The 21,810-nt window shown below is 74.0% G+C and carries 24 protein-coding genes; 17 read left to right on the top strand and 7 right to left on the bottom strand.

Going from position 1 to position 21,810, the window contains the following annotated elements; translation table 11 throughout:
- Window positions 1-7: 7 nt before the first annotated feature.
- The 3 genes from IRY44_RS20765 to IRY44_RS20755 all read left to right on the top strand — a co-directional run bounded on the left by IRY44_RS20765 (window position 8) and on the right by IRY44_RS20755 (window position 1,956).
- On the top strand, window positions 8-520 hold the full coding sequence (locus tag IRY44_RS20765; RefSeq protein WP_013288949.1) for a glycine cleavage system protein R: 513 nt from the start codon (window positions 8-10) through the stop codon (window positions 518-520).
- A complete protein-coding gene (locus tag IRY44_RS20760; RefSeq protein ID WP_194801938.1) occupies window positions 517-1,080 on the top strand; it encodes a peptide deformylase in 564 nt (187 codons plus the stop codon). Before IRY44_RS20765 ends, IRY44_RS20760 begins: the two co-directional genes overlap by 4 nt.
- A 105-nt stretch (window positions 1,081-1,185) precedes the next feature.
- Window positions 1,186-1,956: a hypothetical protein gene (locus IRY44_RS20755; protein WP_194801937.1), complete on the top strand. Its 771-nt coding sequence runs from the start codon at window positions 1,186-1,188 to the stop codon at window positions 1,954-1,956.
- Window positions 1,957-1,964: 8 nt separating this feature from the next.
- Here the strand turns inward: IRY44_RS20755 and disA are convergent, their stop codons facing one another.
- The 4 genes from disA to IRY44_RS20735 form a co-directional block, all read right to left on the bottom strand.
- Complete coding sequence (gene disA, locus IRY44_RS20750) at window positions 1,965-3,155, bottom strand: DNA integrity scanning diadenylate cyclase DisA (RefSeq protein ID WP_194801936.1); 1,191 nt, start codon at window positions 3,153-3,155, stop codon at window positions 1,965-1,967.
- 119 nt (window positions 3,156-3,274) lie between these two features.
- Window positions 3,275-4,726 (bottom strand): DNA repair protein RadA, encoded by a 1,452-nt coding sequence (gene radA / locus IRY44_RS20745; protein ID WP_370584979.1) that lies wholly within the window; start codon window positions 4,724-4,726, stop codon window positions 3,275-3,277.
- A gap of 101 nt (window positions 4,727-4,827) precedes the next feature.
- Entirely contained in the window at window positions 4,828-5,574 is a 747-nt protein-coding gene (locus IRY44_RS20740) for a hypothetical protein (protein ID WP_194801934.1), read from the bottom strand.
- Between the two features lie 141 nt (window positions 5,575-5,715).
- Window positions 5,716-6,546, bottom strand: coding sequence for a UbiA family prenyltransferase (locus IRY44_RS20735; protein WP_228532488.1), 831 nt, complete (start codon window positions 6,544-6,546; stop codon window positions 5,716-5,718).
- Window positions 6,547-6,591: 45 nt separating this feature from the next.
- Between IRY44_RS20735 and IRY44_RS20730 the strand changes: the two genes are divergently transcribed.
- The 4 genes from IRY44_RS20730 (at window position 6,592) to IRY44_RS20715 (ending at window position 10,353) form a co-directional block, all read left to right on the top strand.
- Entirely contained in the window at window positions 6,592-7,350 is a 759-nt protein-coding gene (locus tag IRY44_RS20730; protein WP_194801932.1) for a methyltransferase domain-containing protein, read from the top strand.
- 41 nt (window positions 7,351-7,391) lie between these two features.
- Window positions 7,392-8,558 carry an acyl-CoA dehydrogenase family protein gene (locus IRY44_RS20725; protein ID WP_194801931.1) on the top strand — a complete coding sequence of 389 codons (1,167 nt, stop codon included), beginning with the start codon at window positions 7,392-7,394 and terminating at the stop codon, window positions 8,556-8,558.
- A 91-nt stretch (window positions 8,559-8,649) separates the two neighbouring features.
- Complete coding sequence (locus IRY44_RS20720) at window positions 8,650-9,711, top strand: type III polyketide synthase (RefSeq protein WP_194801930.1); 1,062 nt, start codon at window positions 8,650-8,652, stop codon at window positions 9,709-9,711.
- A 39-nt stretch (window positions 9,712-9,750) separates the two neighbouring features.
- A complete protein-coding gene (locus IRY44_RS20715) occupies window positions 9,751-10,353 on the top strand; it encodes a hypothetical protein (protein WP_194801929.1) in 603 nt (200 codons plus the stop codon).
- An 18-nt stretch (window positions 10,354-10,371) separates the two neighbouring features.
- On the opposite strand, the gene IRY44_RS20710 is transcribed toward IRY44_RS20715, so the two are convergent.
- A complete protein-coding gene (locus IRY44_RS20710; protein ID WP_194801928.1) occupies window positions 10,372-11,067 on the bottom strand; it encodes a hypothetical protein in 696 nt (231 codons plus the stop codon).
- 328 nt (window positions 11,068-11,395) lie between these two features.
- Here IRY44_RS20710 and IRY44_RS20705 point away from each other — a divergent pair, with 328 nt between their 5' ends.
- Genes IRY44_RS20705 through ispF form a run of 3 tightly spaced genes read left to right on the top strand, consistent with a single transcriptional unit; the run spans window position 11,396 to window position 13,163 of the window.
- Window positions 11,396-11,881, top strand: a complete 486-nt coding sequence (locus tag IRY44_RS20705) for a CarD family transcriptional regulator (RefSeq protein ID WP_007073334.1) — start codon at window positions 11,396-11,398, stop codon at window positions 11,879-11,881.
- Between the two features lie 53 nt (window positions 11,882-11,934).
- The gene (gene ispD, locus IRY44_RS20700; protein ID WP_194801927.1) at window positions 11,935-12,630 is read left to right on the top strand and encodes a 2-C-methyl-D-erythritol 4-phosphate cytidylyltransferase; all 696 of its coding nucleotides are present in this window, start codon (window positions 11,935-11,937) and stop codon (window positions 12,628-12,630) included.
- Window positions 12,631-12,677: 47 nt separating this feature from the next.
- The gene (gene ispF, locus IRY44_RS20695) at window positions 12,678-13,163 is read left to right on the top strand and encodes a 2-C-methyl-D-erythritol 2,4-cyclodiphosphate synthase (protein ID WP_194802006.1); all 486 of its coding nucleotides are present in this window, start codon (window positions 12,678-12,680) and stop codon (window positions 13,161-13,163) included.
- A 37-nt stretch (window positions 13,164-13,200) separates the two neighbouring features.
- Here the strand turns inward: ispF and IRY44_RS20690 are convergent, their stop codons facing one another.
- Complete coding sequence (locus tag IRY44_RS20690; protein ID WP_194801926.1) at window positions 13,201-13,731, bottom strand: hypothetical protein; 531 nt, start codon at window positions 13,729-13,731, stop codon at window positions 13,201-13,203.
- A 174-nt stretch (window positions 13,732-13,905) separates the two neighbouring features.
- Here IRY44_RS20690 and IRY44_RS20685 point away from each other — a divergent pair, with 174 nt between their 5' ends.
- Genes IRY44_RS20685 through IRY44_RS20675 form a run of 3 tightly spaced genes read left to right on the top strand, consistent with a single transcriptional unit; the run spans window position 13,906 to window position 17,402 of the window.
- Window positions 13,906-15,258: a BTAD domain-containing putative transcriptional regulator gene (locus IRY44_RS20685; RefSeq protein ID WP_194801925.1), complete on the top strand. Its 1,353-nt coding sequence runs from the start codon at window positions 13,906-13,908 to the stop codon at window positions 15,256-15,258.
- Between the two features lie 50 nt (window positions 15,259-15,308).
- Window positions 15,309-16,316: a lipopolysaccharide assembly protein LapB gene (locus IRY44_RS20680; protein ID WP_194801924.1), complete on the top strand. Its 1,008-nt coding sequence runs from the start codon at window positions 15,309-15,311 to the stop codon at window positions 16,314-16,316.
- 45 nt (window positions 16,317-16,361) lie between these two features.
- Window positions 16,362-17,402 carry an NAD(P)-dependent alcohol dehydrogenase gene (locus IRY44_RS20675; protein WP_194801923.1) on the top strand — a complete coding sequence of 347 codons (1,041 nt, stop codon included), beginning with the start codon at window positions 16,362-16,364 and terminating at the stop codon, window positions 17,400-17,402.
- Window positions 17,403-17,457: 55 nt separating this feature from the next.
- Here IRY44_RS20675 and IRY44_RS20670 read toward each other — a convergent pair whose 3' ends face one another.
- Window positions 17,458-18,624 (bottom strand): homogentisate 1,2-dioxygenase, encoded by a 1,167-nt coding sequence (locus IRY44_RS20670; protein WP_194801922.1) that lies wholly within the window; start codon window positions 18,622-18,624, stop codon window positions 17,458-17,460.
- Between the two features lie 94 nt (window positions 18,625-18,718).
- Between IRY44_RS20670 and IRY44_RS20665 the strand changes: the two genes are divergently transcribed.
- From IRY44_RS20665 to IRY44_RS20650, 4 genes are all read left to right on the top strand, one after another.
- A complete protein-coding gene (locus IRY44_RS20665; protein WP_194801921.1) occupies window positions 18,719-19,585 on the top strand; it encodes a hypothetical protein in 867 nt (288 codons plus the stop codon).
- On the top strand, window positions 19,582-20,781 hold the full coding sequence (gene fahA / locus IRY44_RS20660) for a fumarylacetoacetase (RefSeq protein ID WP_194801920.1): 1,200 nt from the start codon (window positions 19,582-19,584) through the stop codon (window positions 20,779-20,781). The genes IRY44_RS20665 and fahA overlap by 4 nt, the downstream gene beginning before the upstream one ends.
- A gap of 168 nt (window positions 20,782-20,949) precedes the next feature.
- Complete coding sequence (locus IRY44_RS20655) at window positions 20,950-21,159, top strand: DUF397 domain-containing protein (protein WP_194801919.1); 210 nt, start codon at window positions 20,950-20,952, stop codon at window positions 21,157-21,159.
- Window positions 21,160-21,269: 110 nt separating this feature from the next.
- Window positions 21,270-21,752, top strand: coding sequence for an SRPBCC family protein (locus IRY44_RS20650; RefSeq protein ID WP_135242307.1), 483 nt, complete (start codon window positions 21,270-21,272; stop codon window positions 21,750-21,752).
- Window positions 21,753-21,810: the final 58 nt, after the last annotated feature.

Below are 21,810 nucleotides of genomic sequence, written 5' to 3'. Positions count from 1 at the left end.
TGTCCGAATGAACGAGCTCGCGATCACCGTCATCGGCCGGGACCGGCCGGGCATCGTGGCCGACGTCGCGGAGGTCCTCGCCCGGCTCGGCGCGAACCTCACCGACTCGACGATGACCCGGCTGCGGGGACACTTCGCGATGACCCTGATCTGCGTGGGCCCGGCCGCCGCCGACGTGGAGGCCGCGCTGGCCCCGCTCGCCGCCGACGGGCACCTGCTGGCGACCGTACGCGCGGTCACGCCCGACGGCGGCAGCGAGCCGACGGGGGAGCCGTACGTGCTGGCGGTGCACGGCGCCGACCGGATGGGCATCGTCGCGGCGATGACCCGGGTGCTGACCGACGCGGGCGGGAACGTGACCGACCTGAGCACCCGGCTCACCGGTTCGCTGTACGTGGTGGTCGCCGAGGTCGAGCTGCCGCCGGGTGTGTCGGACGAGGTGGCCGGCCGGCTCACCCGCGTCGCGGCGGAGCTGGGCGTGGGGGTCAGCCTCCGCCCGGCGGACACGGACCTGCTGTGACCGGGCCGGAGTACGCGGGCCTGGGCGGCTGGACCCCGGAGAAGCTCGGCCTCCCCGGCGCGGTACGTCCGGTGGTCACCGCCCCGGAGCCGGTGCTGAGCCGACCCGGCCCGGAGGTCGACCCGACGTCTGCCGAGGTGGTGCGCCTCGCCGCCGACCTGGTGGCCACGATGCGCGTCTCGCCCGGTTGCGTGGGCCTGGCGGCGCCGCAGGTCGGGGTGAGCGCGCAGGTGTTCGCGGTGGACGTGACGGGGCATCCGAAGGCGGTCACCGTGCACGGCACGTTCGTGCTCTGCAACGCCCGCGTGGTCGAGGCGTCCCGGTGGAAGGCCGGCCGGGAGGGCTGCATGTCGGTGCCGGACCTGACCGGCGACGTGAAGCGGGCCAGCCGCCTGGTGGTCGAGGGCGCGCTTCCCGGCAGCGGCGAGCCGGTCCGGCTGGTGACCGACGGCTTCGAGGCGCGGGCGCTCCAGCACGAGATCGACCACTGCGCCGGGCTGCTCTTCCTCGACCGGGTAGCCGGCGCGCACGCGATCTACCAGCGCAAGGTCTACCTCTGACGGTGGCCGTCGGAATCCAGTGTGGACGAGCGTGGCCGTACGGCGGTGGGTTCCCGGCGCGTCGGAACGGCGAGCCGTGCGCCGCGCGGCTACGGTAGGCGCATCATGCGTCTGACGGTCGGCCCCCTGCCCCCTGCCGTGTACTGGCGGCGTCGTGCCGTCGTGCTCGGAGCGGGGCTGCTCTTCCTGATTGTCCTGTTGTATTCGTGCACCGGTACGGACCGCAACACCGGCGCGCCGGGCACCGACCCGTCGCCGACCGGTTCCGCCGGGGCGCAGCCCGACCCGTCCGGCTCGGTGCTGACCCCGCAGTCCGGCAGCCCGTCACCGACGGCGGGTGACGCCGGTGGCGGTGGCGCGAACAACGGCGGCACCGGGCCCGGCGGTACCGGCGACGGCGGCGGGAACACCGGCGGGGGTGGGAACGACGGGGGTGGCACCGGTAACGGCGGCGCGACCGGTCAGCCGGTCTCCGACGACGGCACCTGCACCGACTCCGAGTTGCTGGTGACCCCGGTGGCGGTTCCTGCCACCGCCCAGCGGGGCACTGTGGTCACGCTGCGCCTCAAGGTCAAGAACGTGTCGAACCGTACGTGCAGCCGGGACGTCGGCGCCGACCTCCAGGAGCTGTACGTCAAGTCGGGCGCGGAGAAGATCTGGTCGTCGGACACCTGCGGCACCGGCAAGGGCTCGGACGTGCAGTCGTTCACGCCGAACTTCGAGCGCTCCTACGAGCTGGGCTGGAACGGCCGGCTGGACAACAAGTGCGCGAACGGGCTGGCGAACGGTGAGTTCGCCGCGATCGGCGCGTACCAGGTGTTCGCCCGGGTCGGCACCAAGATCAGCGAGCCGGTGAAGCTGACCGTCACCGGCTGAGCGGTCGGTCAGACGTACCGTTCGAGGATGCTCGCCTCGGCGAGCCGGGACAGGCCCTCGCGGACGCCGCGGGCGCGGGCGTCGCCCACGCCCTCGACCGCCTGGAGGTCTTCCACCGTCGCGCCGAGCAGCCGCTGGAGGCTGCCGAAGTGCACCACCAGCCGGTCGACCACGGCCACCGGCAGCCGGGGCACCTTCGCCAGCAGGCGGAACCCGCGCGGGCTGACCGCGGCGTCGAGCGCGTCGGAGGCGGACGGGTAGCCGATCGCCTTCGCCACCGCCACGAGGTCGATGAGCTCGGTGGCGCTGAGCAGGTCGAGTTCGACGAGCGCCTCGTCGAGCGTGCGCGACTTGCGGCCGGTCGGCAGGTAGTCGCGGATGACCAGGGTGCGGTCGGCGTCCACGCCGGCCATCAGCTCGTCGAGCTGAAGCGCCAGCAGACGGCCGTCGGTGCCCAGCTCCACCACGTAGCCGGCGATCTCGTCGGCGATCCGCCGGACCATCTCCAGCCGCTGCACCACCGCCACCGCGTCGCGGACGGTGACCAGATCCTCGATCTCCAGCGCGGAGAGCGTGCCGGAGACCTCGTCCAGCCGCAGCTTGTAGCGCTCCAGCGTGGCGAGCGCCTGGTTGGCGCGGGACAGGATGGCGGCCGAGTCGTCCAGCACGTGCCGCTGGCCGTTGACGTAGAGGCTGATGATCCGCATCGACTGGCTGACCGAGATGACCGGGTAGCCGGTCTGCCGGGCCACCCGCTCGGCGGTGCGGTGCCGGGTGCCGGACTCCTCGGTGGGGATGGACGGGTCGGGCATCAGGTGCGCGCCGGCCTGCACGATCCGGGTGCCGTCGCTGGACAGCACCACAGCGCCGTCCATCTTGCACAGCTCCCGGACCCGGGTGGCGGAGAACTCCACGTCCATCGGGAAGCCGCCGGTGCAGATCTGCTCGACCACCTTGTCGTAGCCGAGCACGATCAGCGCGCCGGTGCGGCCGCGCAGGATCCGTTCCAGGCCGTCCCGCAGGGCGGTGCCCGGAGCCATCAGGGCGAGGTTGGCGCGCAGCGGATCGGCGCCGGCCCCGGCGCCGACGCTTCCGTTGACGCTCACGCTGATGGCACGAGCGGGGTTGCCGGTCACGGCGCCGGTACGGGCGTGCGGCGTCGCCGTTGCGGGCTTTGTGGCATCGCGGTCGATCGGCACGGGCACAGTCTACGGACTGCCATGCGGTGGGTGCTCTCGTGGTTACTGTGATGTGTCACGATGCCCTGCTCGGCCGGGTCGGTGCGGCCTGCGTGGCCTGCCCGGAAACGCCCACCGTGTCACTCCGCCGACGCGCGTGCGGCCGCCTGGAGGGCGGCCCGCACGTCGGTGACCTCGATCACGCGCATGTTCTCCGGCCCGGCACCACTGCTCTCCGGCCCGCACCCGGGCGGTACGAGGGCCAGCCGGAAGCCGAGCCGGGCGGCCTCGGCCAGCCGGCGGGGCACCGCGCCGACCCGGCGGACCTCACCGGTGAGGCCCACCTCGCCGATCGCCACCAGGTGCGGGTTGAGCGCCAGGTTGAGCCCGCCGGAGGCGACAGCGAGCGCCACCGCCAGGTCGGCTGCCGGCTCCACCACCCGGATGCCGCCGACGGTGGCGGCGAAGACCTCCCGGTCGTGCAGCGTGAGCCGCTCGGTGCGGCGCTGGAGCACCGCGAGGACCATCGCGAGCCGGGCGCTGTCGAGGCCGGAGACGGTACGCCGGGGCGAGCCGGCGACGGTGGCGCCGATCAAGGCCTGCACCTCGGTCACCAGCGCCCGGCGCCCCTCCATCGCCACCGTCACGCAGGTGCCCGGCACCGGCTCGGAGTAGCGGGTCAGGAACAGGCCGGACGGGTCGGCCAGGCTGCTGATGCCGCCCTCGTGCATCTCGAAGCAGCCCACCTCGTCGGCCGCGCCGAAGCGGTTCTTCACGCCGCGCACCATGCGCAGCGAGGAGTGCTTGTCGCCCTCGAAGTGCAGCACCACGTCGACCAGGTGCTCCAGCACCCGGGGCCCGGCCACCTGGCCGTCCTTGGTGACGTGCCCGACCAGCACGGTGGCGATGCCGCGCTCCTTTGCGACGGCGACGAGGGCGGCGGTGACCGCGCGGACCTGGGTGACGCCGCCGGGCACGCCCTCGGTGCCGGTGGTCGAGATGGTCTGCACCGAGTCGAGCACCAGCAGCCCCGGCTTGACCGCGTCGAGGTGGCCGAGCACCGCCGACAGGTCGCTCTCGGCGGCCAGGTAGAGCTGGTCGTGCAGGGCGCCCATCCGCTCGGCGCGCAGCCGCACCTGGCTGACCGACTCCTCGCCGCTGACCACCAGCGACGGGCTGCCGGCCCCGGCCGCCCACTGCTGGGCCACGTCGAGCAGCAGCGTCGACTTGCCCACGCCGGGCTCACCGGCGAGCAGCACCACCGCGCCGGGGACCAGGCCGCCGCCGAGCACCCGGTCGAGCTCGCTCACACCTGTGGGACGGGCCCGGGCGGGCGCGGCGCTGATCGTGGCGATCGGCCGGGCCGGCTCGGCCGGCATCCGCGAGCTGACCACCCGGCCGGAGACCAGCGGGCCGGTGACCGTGCACTCGACCACCGAACCCCACTCGCCGCACTCGGGGCACCGGCCCACCCACTTCGGGGGCTGGTGGCCGCAGGCGTCGCACTCGTAGGCCGGACGGGGTTCGCGGGTGGCGGCGCGACCGCGGCCGGCACCGGCGCGGGAGGGGGTCGATCGGGGCGAGGTCACCACCGGACGCTAACCGGCCGGTACGACGAAAGCCCACCCGAAACGGCGACACCGCCGGCGTGGCGCTGGCCACGACGGCGGTGCCGACGACAGAGGGGACGCGGTCAGTGGCCGCCCTCGACGCCGCTGTCCTCACCGACGTGCCGCGGCTCCACGATCTTCGACGGCGTGGCCTCCGGGGTCAGCGGGATGCCGATCGGTGCCGGGGTCGTGACGACCTTGCCGTTGCCGAAGTCGAAGGTCAGGTTGACCTGCTGGCCGACGAGCAGCTTCTCGTTCAGGCCGACGAGCTGGAGGAACCGCGGGTTGCCGGCGTTGAGCTGGGCGTAGCTGAGCGCCGGGATCTCGATCCGGGCCGGCTGGCCGGCGGGCGCGGACTCGCTCTCGCTCGGCGACGGGCTGGCCGACGGCGACCCGGTCACCTCCAGCGACTGGCTCGGCGACGCGCTCGGGTCGGTGGCGGTCGGCGAGGCGGTGGCCGGCTCGGTGGGCGAACCGGTCGGGGTGGCCGCGCCGCTCTCGCCCGCGCCGGAACCGGTGAGCACGATCTCCCGGGCGCTGTCGGTGGTGACCGTCACGGTCACCGGCTTCTCGCTGTCGTTGTAGATCACCACGTTGACCGGCGCGTTCGACCCGGCCTCGTAGCCCTTCGGGCCCGGGAACTGCACGTAGAGCCCGCGCACCTTGTAGAGGTTGTCGGAGGTCTGGACGTTGACGCCCTGTACCGACGGGATCTTGTTGGCGGTCTCGGAAATCTGCCCGGCGCCGCACCCGGACAGCAGCAGGCTCGCCGCCGCCGTGCCGGCCAGCAGCAGGGCCGGCCCCCGGGAACCCCTGATCGAGCGCGTCACGTCGGTCCTCCTCGTCACGATCCCCGCCCGGTCGACCCCCGGGCACGGGGTGGCCATACCCGCGCAGACCGCGCTCCAGGGTAGTTGGAGCTGATCGAGGCCCGCACGCGGACCCGGCAATACCACCTCGGGAGGGACTGCTCAGACCACCCGGCCGCTCGTCACCAGCAGCACCACATCGATCAGCGCCACCACCAGCACCGCCCGGAAGGCGGTCGCCGAGCGTCCGGCGGTCGCGCGTCCCGCGTACCAGCCGACGGCCGGCACGGCGACGGCGGCGGCGACGGCCGACAGGCCGGCCCACGACGGCGGTCCGGGCGGGCCGAGGACCAGCGCGACGGTGGCCGCGAGCAGCAGCCCGGCGGCGGCCAGCCGGCTGCCCACCGGCCCGAGCCGGTGCGGCAGGCCGCGCACCCCGGTCCGGGCGTCGTCGGCCAGGTCGGGCAGCACGTTGGCGAAGTGCGCCCCGGCACCGAGCAGCGCAGCGGCGGCCACCAGCCAGGCCGGGGGCGCCGGCGAGCCGGGCAGCGCCAGCACCACGAACGCGGGCAGCGCGCCGAACGAGACCGCGTAGGGCAGCACCGACACCGGCGTCGACTTCAGCGGCCGGTTGTAGAGCAGCGCGGAGACCAGGCCCAGCGTCGCGCAGGCCGCCGCGGCCGGACCGCCGGCCAGCGCCAGCACCGGCACGGCGACGGCGGCGACCACGGTGGCGCGGGCCAGCGTCGGCCGGGCGACCTCGCCGGTTGTCACCGGTTTGTCGGTACGCCCCACCGCCGCGTCCCGCTCGGCGTCGATCAGGTCGTTGCTCCACCCGACGGCGAGCTGGCTGGCCAGCACCGTCAACGCCACCGCGGCGACGCCCGACGCGGAGTGCCCGGCACCGGCGGCGAGCAGCGCGGCGACCACTGTGACCGCCGCCGCGGGTTCCGGATGGCTCGCCCTGACCAGCCCTAACACCCGTGTCGACATAAGGGAAGTCTGGTCGTTACCGGGCAGTCGTGCCACGCTCGACGCATGCCCGACGCGTCGCCGGTGTCCACTCCGTACCGGGTGCTGCCGCCGAACGACCCCCGGCAGTACGACGACCTGGCCGGCGAGTGGTGGCGGCCGGACGGCGCGTTCGCGATGCTGCACTGGCTGGCCCGGGCCCGGGCGGCGCTGGTACCGGCGGCGTCCACGCCGGACGACCTGCTCGTCGACCTGGGTTGCGGCGCCGGGCTGCTGGCGCCGCACCTGGCCGGCAAGGGCTACCGCCACGTCGGGGTGGACCTGACCCGCTCCGCGCTCGACCAGGCCGCCGCGCACGGTGTGACTGTGGTCCAGGCCGACGCCACGGCGGTGCCGCTGGCCGACGGCTGCGCGGCTGTGGTCTCCGCCGGTGAGCTGCTGGAACACGTACCGGACTGGCGGCGGGCCGTCGCCGAGGCGTGCCGGCTGCTGCGCCCTGGTGGCCTGCTGGTGCTGGACACGCTCAACGACACGCTGCTGGCCCGGCTCGTCGCTGTGGAACTGGGCGAACGGCTGCCCACGGTGCCGCGCGGCATCCACGATCCGCGGTTGTTCGTCGACGCCCGCGCGCTGGTCGCCGAGTGCGCCCGGCACGGCGTGTCGCTGACGGTGCGCGGGGTCCGCCCGCAGCTGGGCGGCACGCTGGCCTGGCTGCTGCGCCGCATGCGCGGCGGCGCCGACCGTCCGGGCCGGACCGAACCGCGCATCGTGCCGACCCGGTCGACAGCGGTGCTGTACCAGGGCTGGGGGCGCCGGGGCGGGTAGCCGGGGCGGCCCGGGGTAAAGGACGCCGAGAAGGGGGCGACATGACTGTGCACGCGCTGGAGGCGGCCCGCCGGTTGGCGCCGCGACTGGCCGCCCGCGCGGCCGAGCACGACCGCGACGGCTCGTTCCCCGTGGACGACTTCGCGGACCTGCGGGCGGCCGGGCTGTTCGGCCTGATGGTGCCCCCCGAGCTGGGCGGTACGGGCGCGAGCTTCGCCGAGTACGCCGCCGTCGCCACCGAACTGGCCCGGGGCAACGGCGCCACCGCGCTGGTGTTCAACATGCACGCCTCGGTCACCGGGGCGCTGGGCGCGGTCACCGAGGAACTGGCCGAGGCGCTCGGCGTACCGGACGAGGCCCTGGCGGCGCGGGACCGGCTGCTGCGCGCGGCTGCGGACGGCGCCTGGTACGCGGTCGCGATGAGCGAACGCGGCGCCGGTGCCCGGTTGTCGCAGCTCAGCACCGTCTACGAGCCGGTCGACGGCGGCTGGCACATCAAGGGCAGCAAGACGTTCTGCTCCGGCGCCGGGCACCCGGACGGTTACCTGGTGGCTGCCCGCAGCGCCGCCGACCAGTCGGTGGTGTCGCAGTTCCTGGTCCCGGCGGGGGACGGGATCACCGTCGAGCCCACCTGGGACTCGCTCGGCATGCGGGCCACCTCCTCGCACGACGTGCACCTGGACGTGACGGTCCCGGCCGACCGGCTGCTCGGCGGCGTCGAAGGGCTGGCCCTGGTCGTCGCCCAGCTCATGCCGCACTGGCTGGTGGCGAGCTATGCGGCGGTCTACGTCGGCGTGGCCCGGGCCGCCATCGACGCCGCGGCCGAGCACCTCAACGCCCGCAACCTCGCCGGGCTGCCCGCGGTGCGGGCCCGCCTGGGCCGGGCCGACGCGGCCACCGCCGCCGCCGAACTGGTGGTCGCCGAGGCGGCCCGCCGGGTCGACGAGGCGCCCGGCGACGCCGAGACGAACCGCTGGGTGTGGCGGGCCAAGCTGCTCGCCGGCACCACCGCCGCCGACGTCGCGGCCTCCATGCTGGAGGCGGCCGGTACGTCGGCGACCCGGCGCGGGCATCCGCTGGAACGGCTCTACCGGGACGCCCGCTGCGGCTCGCTGCATCCGGCCACGTCCGACGTGTGCGCCGACTGGCTCGGCATCGCCGCGCTGGGCGGCGACCCGGACCGGGACAGCGCGCTCCCTCGTTGGTGAAGCGCGAGGAGCGAGCCGGTTTTGCGAGCCCCGCAGTCGCGAACGAAAGGCTGCCGGGTGACCAGGAGTCGGTGCGAGAGATGAGGGAGGGGTGGGGGACGTGGGCACACCGGTGATCGCGGGTCTGGGTACGGCGCAACCGCCGGCCGCGATGCAGGACGAACTGTGGACGGGCTTCTTCGCGAAGCACTTCCAGGGGAACACCAGGGCGCTGGCCGAGCGGATCTTCGCGAACTCGGGCGTCAGCCGGCGGCAGGCGGCGGTCAACCCGCTGCTGGAGGACGTCTCGGAGTGGCCGACCGAGCGCCGGATGCGCCGCTACCAGGTCGAGGCGCTGCCGCTCGGCAAGGAGGCGGTCAGCCGGGCACTCACCGCCGCCGGCCTGGACGCCTCCGACATCGGGCTGTTCATCGTCTGCTCCTGCACCGGGTACGCGACCCCGGGGCTGGACATCCTGCTCGCCCGGGACCTGGGCATGTCCCCGAGCGCCCAGCGCATGTTCGTGGGGCACATGGGCTGCTACGCGGCCCTGCCCGGGCTGGGCGCGGCGAGCGACTTCGTCACCGCCCGCGGGCGGCCCGCGCTGCTGCTCTGCGCGGAGCTGACCAGCCTGCACATCCAGCCGCCGGGCGCCCGCGTGGACACCCAGCAGATCGTCTCCCACGCGCTGTTCTCGGACGCCGCGGTCGCCGCCGTGGTCGTCCCCGGCGGCCGGGGGTACGCGCTGCGCGAGGTCACCTCGGTCACCGACACCTCCACCGCCGACCACATGACCTGGGACGTCACCGACACCGGTTTCCGGATGGGGTTGTCGCCGAAGGTGCCGCAGGTGCTGTCGCGGCACGTGCGGACGCTGATCGACGAGCTGCTGGCGCGGCACGGGTGCGAGCGCTCCGACGTGGACGGCTGGGCGGTGCATCCGGGCGGGCCGCGGATCCTCAACGTGGTGGAGCGTGAGCTGGCCCTGCCGCCGGACGGCCTCGCCGCCTCCCGGGGCACGCTCGCCGAGCACGGCAACTGCTCGTCCCCGACCGTGCTGCTGATCCTGGACCGGCTGTGGCGTACGGAGCCGGCGCCGCCGCGCTGGGTGGTGATGCTCGCGTTCGGACCGGGCCTGACGCTCTACGCGGTGCTGCTGGAACGGGTGGGCTGACGGCTCGCCCCGCCCGGGCCGCGCGGATACGCTGCCGTCATGGCCTCCGATGAGCGGGACGGACGGGTACCGCTGACCGTCCTGACCGTTCTGGCGTTGACGGCCGGCGCGGCCTGGTGGCGGGCGGCGGCACCGGAGCCGGGCGCGGCCACGGCCGTGCCGGTGCCGCCGGCGAGCGCCGAACCCGTCGCCCGCACCTGGCGGGTCGACCCCTCGACAGGCGATGCCTGGCCGGCACGACCGGGGCGCGATCCGACGCCCCTGGCACTCCGTGGGCCGGCCACGGCGCCGGACCGGTCGGTGGTGATCCGGGTCGAGGACGACGGCACCTCGCGTGTGCTCCAGGTGTCGCACGTGGTGTGGCGGGAGACGTCCGACCTGACGCCGGACGGGCCGCCCGTCGTCCGGCAGGTGAATCCCTCGCGGGGCGACGACTACCGCCTGTCGGTGAGCTGCTCCGGGGACGGGGCGGTCGCCGTGCAGCTGTCCGGCGCGGGGACCGGCGACGCGCAGCGGGTGCTCCGGTGCGGCGGGCGACTGGAACTGCCGTTGCTGGGCGGCACCGGCGCGCCGGTGCTGGTGCGGTTCAGCGGCGTACGCGGCCGCGCCGAACTGGACGCCCGACTCGAAGCGCTCTACTGACCGCTGTCGCGCCGGCCCTCAGTTGCCCAGCCGGGCCAGGTCGGCGCCGTAGTCCGACAGCGGGCCCAGCTCCGGCACCACCCGGACCAGCGAGCCCTGCCGGTCCACGAGCAGCGCGGCGGCGGTGCCGGGATGGGCGGACAGGTGCACGTAGGAGCGCAGGCCGCCGGCCGGGTCCCCGAGCGGGCGTACCCCGGGGACGCTCGCGGGTCCGGCGCTGCGGCCCTCGGTCACGGTGACCACCGTGACGCCGGGCGGCGCGGCGCGCGCCGCGGTGCCGACCTGCTCGGCGCAGGCGCAGGCGTCGACCAGGATGATCATGGCGGGTAGCAGGCTGCGCAGCGGTACCGGCGTGTCGTCCGCGCCGACCAGGTCCAGCGCGGGCAGTGGGCCGACCGGTTGCGGCGCGGTGGTGGAGCGGGGGAGCACCGTCGGCGCGCCGGACCGCGTGGTGGTACGCGGCCAGGTGACGGCGGCCAGCCCGGCGAGTGTGACGAGCACCGACACGAGCAGGACCAGCACCGGTAGCCCGAGGCGGGCCGGAACGGTACGCCGGCCGGAGCCCTGCCGCGCGCGGCGCAACTCCCGGCGGACCTGCCGGGCCTCGTCGGCGAGCGCCGAGGCGTCGTCCGGGACGACCACCCGGCCCCACTCCGGAGGCAGGCCGGGCAGCCCGTCCGGCGGCCCCTGGCCGTCAGCGTCAGGCACGCCCATCGGACCCCCAGGAACGTCTCGGTGAGCGGACGTCACGTCCCTCACCAGCGTCCCGCACCGACCGCCGTAACGCCACACCTGGGCGCGGACGGAGTTGCGGAGCTACCATGGAAGGAGCGCATTGCCCTAGATCTGGACGCTCCCGTCACCCCGTACCGGGTTGTCACGTGTTCCTCACGGAGCGTGTCGAAACCATCGGTTTGACCGCCTGTCAAGCTGAAGAAATACCTCTCACAGGGCCCCTGAGCTGCGCCAACGGTCAGGACAGCGGTGAGACATCGGTGCCTGAGCGTGTTACCCTAGACACAGCGAAAGGGGTTTCGAACCTATGGTTTTCAGTGTCGGCGAGACCGTTGTTTACCCCCACCACGGGGCCGCACTCATCGAGGCAATCGAGACTCGGGTCATCAAGGGCGAGCCCAAGCAATACCTCGTCCTGAGGGTCGCACAGGGTGACCTGACGGTCCGGGTTCCCGCCGAGAACGCCGAGATCGTGGGTGTGCGCGAGGTGGTCGGCGAAGAGGGCCTGGGCAAGGTCTTCGACGTGCTCCGTGCACCACACACCGAGGAGCCGACCAACTGGTCGCGGCGTTACAAGGCGAATCTGGAGAAGCTGGCCTCCGGAAACCCGCTGAAGGTGGCCGAGGTCGTCCGCGACCTGTGGCGCCGGGAGCGGGAGCGGGGCCTGTCGGCGGGCGAGAAGCGGATGCTCGCCAAGGCTCGTGACATCCTCGTCGGCGAGGTCGCGCTGGCGGAGAAGAGCACCAAGGACGAGGCCGAGACGCTGCTCGACAAGGTGCTGACCGAGGCCTGATCCACGCCTCTGCCTCTACCCACCCCGCAGCGAACGAATCCGAGGACCGCGACGTGACCGCGCAGCTCAATCCGCGCGGTGACGTCGCGGTCCTCGTTCCTGCGGCAGGTGCCGGGGTACGCCTCGGACCCGGCGCCCCGAAGGCACTCCGGCTGCTCGCGGGTGAGCCGCTGCTGGTGCACGCGGTCCGCCGGATCGCCGCCGCGCCCTCGGTGCACACGATCGTGGTGGCCGCGCCGGCGACCGAGGTCGAGGCGGTACGCGCGATGCTCGCACCCGTGGCCCCGGTGACTGTGGTGCCCGGTGGCGCCGAACGCCAGGAGTCGGTGGCGGCGGCCCTCGCAGCGGTTCCCGCCGGTCCGGAGATCGTCCTCGTGCACGACGCGGCCCGCGCACTCACCCCGCCACACCTGGTCGAATCGGTGGCCGCGGCGGTCCGCGACGGGCACGACGCGGTGATCCCGGTGCTGCCGGTGGTCGACACGATCAAGGAGGTCGACGCGACCGAGCGGGTGCTCGGCACCGTCGACAGGTCCGCGCTGCGGGCGGTGCAGACGCCGCAGGGCTTCCGCCGGTCGGCGCTGATCGCGGCCCACCGGTCGGCGGGCGACGCGCTCACCGACGACGCCGGGCTGATCGAGAAGCAGGGCGGCGCGGTCATGTGCGTGCCGGGCTCCGAGCTGGCCCTGAAGATCACCCGCCCGTTCGACATGGCCCTGGCCGAGCGCCTCCTGACCACAGGCGCCTGACGGCCGTCGTCCACCCGGCTCCTGGGATCTGCGGCGCGTACCCTCTGATCATGATCGTTCCTCGGGTGGCTGTCGGCACCGACGTGCACGCGTTCGCGGCCGGGCGGCCCTGCTGGGTCGCGGGCCTGCACTGGCCGGACCAGGACGGCCTGGCCGGGCACTCCGACGCCGACGTGGCGGCGCACGCGGCCTGCAACGCCCTGCTCTCCGCCGCGGGGCTCGGCGACCTGGGCGCGAACTTCGGCGTGGACCAGCCGGAGTGGGCCGGTGCCTCCGGGGTGGCGCTGCTGACCGAGAGCGCACGCCGGGTACGGGCGGCGGGCTTCCAGATCGGCAACGTGTCGGTGCAGGTCGTCGGCAACCGTCCCAAGATCGGGCCGCGCCGGGAGGAGGCGCAGCGGGTGCTCTCCGGGGCGGTCGGCGCGCCGGTGACCGTCTCCGCGGCCACCACAGACGGGCTGGGCTTCACCGGGCGCGGGGAGGGGCTCGCCGGGATCGCGGTGGCTCTGGTCTACGAGGCTCCGGCCGACTGACGCGGTGACCGGGGACGCCGGTCACCGCGTCACCCGATCAGTCGACGTCGGTGCAGACGTTGTGAGTAGTGCCGTGGAGCATCGTGATGGTCTTGTCGTAGGTGGGGGAGAACTCCACCCGGAACCGGCCGTCGACGATCCACAGCCCCTTCGGCAGCGTGCCGGCGTTCTCCCGGAAACCGAGCAGCACCGGCCCGGTCACGTACCAGGTCATCGAGCCGTCGGTGCGGTAGACGACGAGGGCGGTGCCGCTCGCGTCCGCCGTCGAGGTGGCACCGGTCTCCAGGTTCGTCACCCGGTTGATCAGGGCGCCGGTGAACAACTCCCGCTTCGGTGCGCCGTCCGGATAGGTCTCGATCGTCAGCTTCCGAACCTCGTCCACGATCGGCTCGACCCGTACCGCGAACTCGCACCGCGCGCCCGCCGGCATCTCGAACGGCTCCTGGGGTGCCGGTTCCCAGGCACCCGGGGCGGGATGCCGCTCCGGCGCGGCGGACGCCGAGCCGGGCAGGCCCGCGACAACCGCCGCCACGACGCTCGCCACCGCGATACTCATCCTGAACCGCATGTTGCACTCCATTCGTCGCTGGTCCGGACGGCGAGCATCACCGGGCCGGATCACCACCGGCTCACCGCGTCGAGCCGCAGCCGTCGAGCGGGCGGACCCGGCCGGCCGAGCTCCTCACCACGCGATCACCGCCGGGCGACAACCCCCGGCTCGGGCCGGATCGTCCTGTTCGGTATGGAGTTCCGCCTGCTCGGGCCGTTCGAGGCCCGCCACGACGGCCGGCCGGTCGAGGTCGGCAGCCGGCGCCAGGAGCGTTGCCTGCTCGGGGTGCTGCTGCTCGACGTGGGCCGGGTGGTGCCTACCGACCGCCTCATCGACCTGCTCTGGAACGGCCGGCCGCCGGCCACGGCGCGCAGTGCGGTGCAGACGTACATCGGGCGGCTGCGGGGCTCGCTCCATCCGTACGGGGTGCGGATCAGCACCCGGGGCGAGGGCTACGCGGTGGAGGAGGACGGGCACCGGGTCGACGTCGACGAGTTCGCCGAACTGGTCCGGAGGGCCGGGAGAGCCGCCGATCCCGCCGAGCGGGTGCGGTCGCTCGACCGGGCGCTGGCCCTCTGGCGCGGGCCGTTGCTCGCCGACGCGGCGGACGACGAGCTGCGGCACCGGCTGCACGGCACTGTCGAGGAGCTACGGCTGGTGGCCGTGGAGCTACGGGCCGAGGCGCAGCTCGCGCTGGGCCGGCACACGCGGGCGATCGCCGAACTGATGCCGCTGGCCGCCGAACACCCTACGCGGGAACACCTCGTGGCAGTCCTGATGACCGCCCTGTACCGGGGTGCCCGGCGGGCCGACGCGCTGCGCCTCTACCGCGCCACCCGGGACCTGCTCGCGGCCGACTTCGGCGTCGAGCCGGGGCTCCGGCTCCGCGAGGTGCAGCGGCGGGTGCTCGCGGGCGACGACCGCCTGGACCGGGTCGACCGGCCGATGCACGAGATCCGGGTGAACGACGAGAGCCTGCCGTGGAGCGTGGGCGGCCATCCGGCCCTGGACTTCTGCAACACCCTCGCCGGGTGGGGACACGAGCCTCCGTTGCCCGGCGCCGAGTGGCTGCGCGGCTACCGCACCCTTGCCGTCTGGGCCGGCCATGTCGGGCTGGTGGACGAGGTTTCGACGAACCGCCTGCTGCACCTCGCGCGCCGTGACCCGCCAGCGGCGGAGGCGGTGCTCGACGAGGCCCGTACGCTCCGCGCGGCGCTCTACGCCAGCCTGGTCGACCCGGACGACGGACCGGCCTTCGAGACGGTCGCACGGGCCGCCGAGGCCGCCGCTCGTACGCTCGTCTTCCGGCGCGAGGCCGACGGACGCGGCAGGTGGTGGCCGGACCTGGCGGCCGGGCTGCGGCTGCCGGTGCACGCCGCCGCGTTCAGCGGCGCGCAACTGCTCGCCGATCCGGCCCGGTTCACGGTGCGGGTCTGCCCGGACCGGCGGTGCGGGTGGCTGTTCCTGGACGAGAGCGGGCTGCGCCGGTGGTGCAGCCTGGGGACGTGCGGCGGCCGGGCGGGCGCGTCCTGCCGGAGTGCCTGACGCGGGGCACCCTCGGCGCGCGGTGGGGCCGGGCGGATACGCTCGCCGGGATGCCGAGTGACGCCGCTCCCGACCAGTCCGCCGCCGACGGCTACCTGCAACGCGCCCACCTGCTCGCCGAGCTGGGGCGCTACGACGAGGGGATCGGCGAACTCACCGCGCTGCTCGCGGACGAGCCCGGGCACCTGCCCGCGTTGACCATGCTGGCCCGGATGCACCTGGCCGCCGACCGCCCGGCCGAGGCGCTCGCCGCCACCGAGACCGCCGTCGAGGAGGCGACCGCCGGTCCCGAGGCGGTGCCGGCGCTCGTGGCGCGCGGGTTCGCCCTCCTCGACCTCGAACACTGGAAGCCCGCCGCGGCCACCGCCGACGAGATCCTGGCGCGTGCGCCGGGCGACGCGTACGCGCAGCGCAGTGCCGCCGCCATCCTCTCCGCGTCGCGCAACGGGCAGGCGGCGCTGGACGCGGCGTGGCGCGGGGTGGAGCTGGCCCAGGACGAGCCGGAGGCGCACCTGGTGCTCGGCCTGGTCGCGGTGCGGCTGCAGCTGTTCGACCTGGCCGAGCGGGCCTACCGGGAGGCGCTGCGGCTGGACCCGGAGCTGGGTGACGCGGGGCAGGACGTGGGCATGGCCCGGCTGGAACGCCGCCGGTACGCCGAGACGCTGGAACACCTGACCGCGCTGGCGGACCTGCCGGTGGCACGTCCCGACCCGGCGCGGACGGTGGACGACGGCATCCGGCGGCTCCTGCTGTCCGTGGCCGGCTGGTCGCTGCTCGCGAGCGTGCTGGTCGCCGCGCTGGCCCCGGCCTCGACCGGCGCGTCCCGGCTGTTCGCGGTGCTGGCGGTGGCCGGGACGGCAGTGCTGCTGCGTCGCCCGGCGACGTGGCGGCCCGGCCTGCGGGAGGCGATGTCACGCGGCCTGGTCGTGCCGGTCTACGCGGCCGCCGCCGCGGTGGTGCTGCTGCTCGTGTACGCGCTGGTCGGCGGCCCGTTGCCGCTGGTCGGGGCGATCACCGCGTCGGTGGTGGCCGGATTCACCGCGTTCGCTCGCCGGTGAGCGGGTAGGAGGACCGGAAACACCGGCTGAAGGAAGCGGGAACCAGTGCTCACCGTCAACGCCTATGCGGCGACGTCCGCGACCGAACCGCTCGCCCCGACCACCATCGAGCGGCGCGATCTCGGACCGGACGACGTTCTCATCGACATCAAGTTCTCCGGCATCTGCCACTCCGACATCCACACCGCGCGCAGCGAGTGGGGCCCGACCCGCTACCCGATCGTGGTGGGTCACGAGATCGCGGGCGTGGTGCGTGAGGTCGGCTCCGCGGTCACCAGGTTCGCCGTCGGCGATCGGGTCGGCGTCGGCTGCCTGGTCGACTCCTGCCGGGAGTGCGACAACTGCCGCAAGGGGCTGGAGCAGTACTGCCTCAACGGCAGCACCGGCACGTACGGCGGGGTGGGGCGGGACGGCGAGCCGACCCAGGGCGGCTACTCGCAGGCCATCGTGGTCACCGAGGACTTCGTGCTGCGCATCCCGGACGGCATCGAGTTGGACGCGGCCGCGCCGCTGCTCTGCGCCGGCATCACCACGTACTCGCCGCTGCGGCACTGGAACGCCGGGCCGGGCCGCCGGGTCGCGGTGATCGGCATGGGCGGTCTCGGCCACATGGCCGTCAAGCTGGCGCACGCGATGGGCGCCGAGGTGACTGTGCTGTCGCAGTCGCTGAAGAAACGGGAGGACGGGCTGCGGCTCGGCGCCGACCACTACTACGCGACCTCGGACGAGGACACGTTCACCGAGCTGGCCGGCTCGTTCGACCTGATCATCAACACGGTGAGCGCGACGCTCGACATGGACGCGTACCTGCGGCTGCTCGCGGTGGACGGGACGCTCGTCAACGTGGGCGCGCCCGAGGATTCGCTGTCGGTGCACGCGTTCTCGCTGATCCCGGCCCGGCGGTCGTTCGCCGGGTCGAACATCGGCGGCATCGCGGAGACCCAGGAGATGCTCGACTTCTGCGCCGAGCACGGGCTGGGCGCCGAGATCGAGGTGATCGGTGCCGAGAAGATCAATGAGGCGTACGAGCGGGTGCTCGCCTCCGACGTCCGCTACCGCTTCGTCATCGACGCGTCCACGTTCTGACGACCGCGTGCGAAGGGGCCGCGTCCGTGCCGGGCGCGGCCCCTTCTCGCGTACGTCAGGACTTGCGCGCCCAGGTCCAGGCGTAGCCGTCGTCCTCGCAGGCGGCGGCCGCGTCGCAGAGGTCCAGTGGGCGGAACGTGTCCACCATGACCGCCAGCTCGTCGAAGAACTCCGCACCGATCGACCGCTCGGCGGCACCCGGCTGGGGGCCGTGCGTGAAGCCGGACGGGTGCAGCGAGATCGAGCCCTGCTCGATGCCGGAGCCGCGCCGGGCCTCGTAGTTGCCGCCGGTGTAGAACAGCATCTCGTCGGAGTCGACGTTGTGGTGGTTGTACGGCACCGGGATGGCGGCCGGGTGGTAGTCCACCTTGCGCGGCACGAACGAGCAGATGACGAAGTTCGGGCCCTGGAACGTCTGGTGCACCGGCGGCGGCTGGTGGATCCGCCCGGTGATCGGTTCGAAGTCGTGGATGGAGAACGCCCACGGGTACATGTGCCCGTCCCAGCCCACCACGTCGAACGGGTGGTTGGCGTAGACGTACCTCGTCCAACCGCGACGGTGCCGCACCAGCACCTCGACCTCCTCGCCGTCGACCAGCAGCGGGGTGTCCGGTCCCCGGACGTCGCGCTCGCAGTAGGGCGCGTGCTCCAGGAACTGGCCGCGTACGGAGAGGTAGCGCTTGGGCGGCCCGATGTGGCCGGACGCCTCGACGGCGAGCAGCCGGGTCGGTTCGTCGCCGGTGGGCACGAGGCGGTGGATGGTCGAGGTGGGGATGACGACGTAGTCGCCGGCGACCGCGTCGAGCACGCCGAACGGCGACTCCACACGCATCGACCCGGCCTCCAGGTAGAGGCAGTGGTCGCCGGTGGCGTCGCGGAACAGCGGCGACGGCCGGTCGGCTAGCACGTAGGCGATGCGTACGTCGTCGTTGGCGAGCAGGTACTGCCGGCCGAGCACCGGGTCCGCACCGGTGCCGTCGAGCTTGTGCGTGCGCAGGTGACGCGGCTTGAGCGGCAGGTTCGGCACGCGGGTGACTGTGGGCGGGGCGTACTCCTGCGCGGCGAGGATCGCGGTCGGCGCGTGCCGGTGGTAGAGCAGCGACGAGTCGGAGGAGAAGCCCTCCTGGCCGACCAGTTCCTCCGCGTAGAGCGTGCCGTCGGGCTGGCGGAACTGGGTGTGGCGCTTGCGCGGCACGTCGCCGACCCTGCGGTAGTACGGCATCTCGCCTCCCGATATGTCCCGTTCTCCGGCCGAGGGCGTCCGATAATCGGACGCTGTTGTCCGTTCCTCGTAGCGTCCCGTACATTCTTGTCTCGTGTCAACGCAGGTGCCCCGCCTCCTCTCCGGCCTGGTGGACGACGCCGCGGTCTTCCCACCCGGCAACGCCCCGCTGCCCGACGCGGTGACCGCGCACCGCACCCACCGCACCGCCTGGTACGCGGACATGGTCGGCCCGCTGCTGCTGCCCGCCTCGGAGATCCAGCGCGGATCACTGAGCGGCCTGGTGGACCCGGCCGAGGGCCTGGTCATCGGGCTGATCGGCGACACCGGTCTGGACCAGCTCCCGCAGACGCTGGACGCGCTCGCGCCCGACGGGCTGGCCGCCCGGCAGATCGAGGCGCCGGTCGCCAAGCGCGGCGAGGACCCGCAACCCGGGCTGTCCGAGCTGCTCGCGCTCGCCGGCCGGCTCGCCGGCACCGCCGTGTACGCGGAGATCCCGCTGACCTTCGGCCTGATGGGCGCGCTCGACACGCTCGCCGAGGCACGCGCCGCCGGGCTGCCGGTGGCCGCCAAGTTCCGCACCGGCGGGCTCGCCGCCGAACTGTTCCCCACCCCGGTCGAGCTGGCCGCGGTGATCTGCGCGTGCCGGGACCGTAAGCTGCCGTTCAAGCTCACCGCCGGGCTGCACCACGCGATCCGGCACCGCGACCCGGAGACCGGCTTCAACCACCACGGTTTCGTCAACGTGCTGGGCGCGACGCTCGCCGCCGTCGGGGGAGCCGAGGTGGACGGCGTGGCCGAGCTGCTCGCCGCCACCGACCCGGTACGGGTGGTCGAGCCGGCCCGGGCGCACCGCGACGCCGAGCGCCCGCTCTGGGTCGGGTACGGCTCGTGCAGCATCTCCGAACCACTTACCGATCTGATCCGGCTGGGGCTGGTGAACGGAGGCTACGAGGCATGACCTGGGTACCAGGGGCGGCGGGGTCGCCGTACGGGGTGACGAACCTGCCGTACGGCGTGTTCCGGCACGGCGGCGGCGAGCCGCGTATCGGCGTCCGCATCGGTGACTTCGCGCTGGACCTGGCCGGCGCGGAGGCCGCCGGTCTGGTGCTGGCCGGCGGCGCGCTGGGTGAGCCGGCGCTCAACGCCTTCATGGCGCTCGGCCGTCCGCAGTGGACGGCGGTCCGGCAGCGGGTCGTCGAGCTGCTCACCGAGCCGGAGCACCGGGCGGCGGTCGAGCCGCTGCTGGTGCCGCTGCGCGAGGTCGAGATGGCGCTGCCGTTCGAGGTGGCCGACTACGTCGACTTCTACTCCTCGGAGCACCACGCCTCGAACGTCGGGCAGATCTTCCGGCCCGGGCAGCCGCCGCTGCTGCCGAACTGGAAGCACGTGCCGATCGGCTACCACGGCCGGGCCGGCACGGTGGTCGTCTCCGGCACCCCGGTGATCCGCCCGACCGGCCAGCGGGCCAGCGCGCAGGGCCCCACCACCGGTGCCTCGGTACGGCTGGACATCGAGGCCGAGGTGGGCTTCGTGGTGGGCGTGCCGAGCCGGCTCGGCGAGCGGGTGCCGGTGGCCGACTTCGCCGACCACGTCTTCGGCGTGGTGCTCGTCAACGACTGGTCGGCCCGGGACATCCAGGCGTGGGAGTACCAGCCGCTCGGACCGTTCCTCGGCAAGTCGTTCGCCACCTCCGTCTCGGCCTGGGTGACGCCGCTGGAGGCGCTGGCCGACGCGTTCGTACCCGCGCCGGACCAGGACCCGCCGGTGCAGGACTACCTGCGCGACACCCCGCGCGTCGGGCTGGACCTGACGCTGTCGGTCGAGTGGAACGGCGAGCGGGTCGCCGAGCCGCCGTTCGCCGGCATGTACTGGACCCCGGCGCAGCAGCTCGCGCACCTCACCGTCAACGGCGCGTCGCTGCGTACCGGCGACCTCTACGCCTCCGGCACCGTCTCCGGTCCGGAGCGCGGCCAGGTCGGGTCGTTCCTGGAGCTGACCTGGGGCGGGTCCGAGCCGGTCAAGTTCGCCGACGGCAGCGAGCGGACGTTCCTGGAGGACGGCGACACGGTGACGATCACCGCCACCGCGCCCGGCCCGGACGGCACCACAGTCGCGTTGGGCGAGGTCACCGGGACGATCCTCCCGGCCCGCTGAGATCCGACCTTCCGAACCGGCCCCGGTCGCACCCGATGTGCGACCGGGGCCGTTTCCTTCGCCGTTGATCGCTCCGGATCACGTACGCCCCGGCCGGTGGCTCCTCCCGGGAGCCGCCCGCGGTGCCGGGCCGGGCGTACCAGCGAAAGCCGAGAGGAAGGATCGAGCATGACCGAGTTGACCGGTGCCGTCTGGCGCACCAGCAGCCGCTCGAACGATCAGGGTCTCTGCGTCGAGGTGGCGACGAACGTGGTCGCCGCGCACGGCGTGGTGGGCGTACGCGACTCGAAGGACCCGGACGGCCCCGCGCTCGCGGTGAGCCCGCCGGGCTGGGCCGCGTTCGTCACCGCGCTGCGGGGCGGCACGTTCGGAGGCTGACCGCTCGCGCCCACACCGGTGCCCCGGCCGGGGCGCCGGTGGTGGAAATGTCACCGGGAGGCTCCCCGTTTCCGGTCACGGCCCGTACCGTGTACGACACGGGAGGTGCCATGTCGACGGTGACGGTTTCCGCATTCATCGAAGCGCAGGACGCCGACCTGTGGCGGCTGCTCACCGACCTCCCGGCCCGCGCCGACTGGCTCTCGGCGGTGGACGCGGTCGAGGTCGTCGGCACCGGCGGCTTCGGACCGGGCACCGTGTGGCGGGAGACCCGCGTCCGCCCGGACGGCGGCACCGAGCCGGAGGAGTTCGAGGTGATCGAGGCGGTCGCGCCCGGCCGCCTGGTGCTCGGGTCGCGCGGCGCCGGCGCCGACTACCGGATCACCTGGACGCTGCGCACCGTCGAGCGGCGGCGGCGCGGCTGCACCGAGGTCACGGTCGAGCAGGAGGCGGTGCCGACCCGGGCGTACGGGCGGGTGCTGGCCCTGATCCTCGGTGGCCTGGCGGCCCGCGCGGTCGAGGGCGCGCTCCGGCGTGACCTGGCCGACCTGGCGCTGGCCGCCGGTTCCGACCGATCCACCGAGGCCGCCTGAGCCGACCCGGCCGCTCCCCGCACCCCGCCCGCACACGGCCGGTAGGGTGCCGGGGCGG

This window comes from Micromonospora sp. ANENR4 (assembly GCF_015354395.1).
Classification (GTDB): domain Bacteria; phylum Actinomycetota; class Actinomycetes; order Mycobacteriales; family Micromonosporaceae; genus Micromonospora; species Micromonospora aurantiaca.
Note: the sequence above shows the minus strand (reverse complement) of the source record. Positions and strands in the feature narration are given on the sequence as shown.

Coding starts and splice junctions, on each gene's coding strand:
- IRY44_RS20765 (WP_013288949.1), top strand. CDS start 8: ATGAACGAGCTCGCGATCACCGTCATCGGCCGGGACCGGCCGGGCATC.
- IRY44_RS20755 (WP_194801937.1), top strand. CDS start 1,186: ATGCGTCTGACGGTCGGCCCCCTGCCCCCTGCCGTGTACTGGCGGCGT.
- IRY44_RS20735 (WP_228532488.1), bottom strand. CDS start 6,546: ATGTCGACACGGGTGTTAGGGCTGGTCAGGGCGAGCCATCCGGAACCC.
- IRY44_RS20730 (WP_194801932.1), top strand. CDS start 6,592: ATGCCCGACGCGTCGCCGGTGTCCACTCCGTACCGGGTGCTGCCGCCG.
- IRY44_RS20725 (WP_194801931.1), top strand. CDS start 7,392: ATGACTGTGCACGCGCTGGAGGCGGCCCGCCGGTTGGCGCCGCGACTG.
- IRY44_RS20715 (WP_194801929.1), top strand. CDS start 9,751: ATGGCCTCCGATGAGCGGGACGGACGGGTACCGCTGACCGTCCTGACC.
- IRY44_RS20710 (WP_194801928.1), bottom strand. CDS start 11,067: ATGGGCGTGCCTGACGCTGACGGCCAGGGGCCGCCGGACGGGCTGCCC.
- IRY44_RS20705 (WP_007073334.1), top strand. CDS start 11,396: ATGGTTTTCAGTGTCGGCGAGACCGTTGTTTACCCCCACCACGGGGCC.
- IRY44_RS20690 (WP_194801926.1), bottom strand. CDS start 13,731: ATGCGGTTCAGGATGAGTATCGCGGTGGCGAGCGTCGTGGCGGCGGTT.
- IRY44_RS20685 (WP_194801925.1), top strand. CDS start 13,906: ATGGAGTTCCGCCTGCTCGGGCCGTTCGAGGCCCGCCACGACGGCCGG.
- IRY44_RS20680 (WP_194801924.1), top strand. CDS start 15,309: ATGCCGAGTGACGCCGCTCCCGACCAGTCCGCCGCCGACGGCTACCTG.
- IRY44_RS20670 (WP_194801922.1), bottom strand. CDS start 18,624: ATGCCGTACTACCGCAGGGTCGGCGACGTGCCGCGCAAGCGCCACACC.
- fahA (WP_194801920.1), top strand. CDS start 19,582: ATGACCTGGGTACCAGGGGCGGCGGGGTCGCCGTACGGGGTGACGAAC.
- IRY44_RS20655 (WP_194801919.1), top strand. CDS start 20,950: ATGACCGAGTTGACCGGTGCCGTCTGGCGCACCAGCAGCCGCTCGAAC.
- IRY44_RS20650 (WP_135242307.1), top strand. CDS start 21,270: ATGTCGACGGTGACGGTTTCCGCATTCATCGAAGCGCAGGACGCCGAC.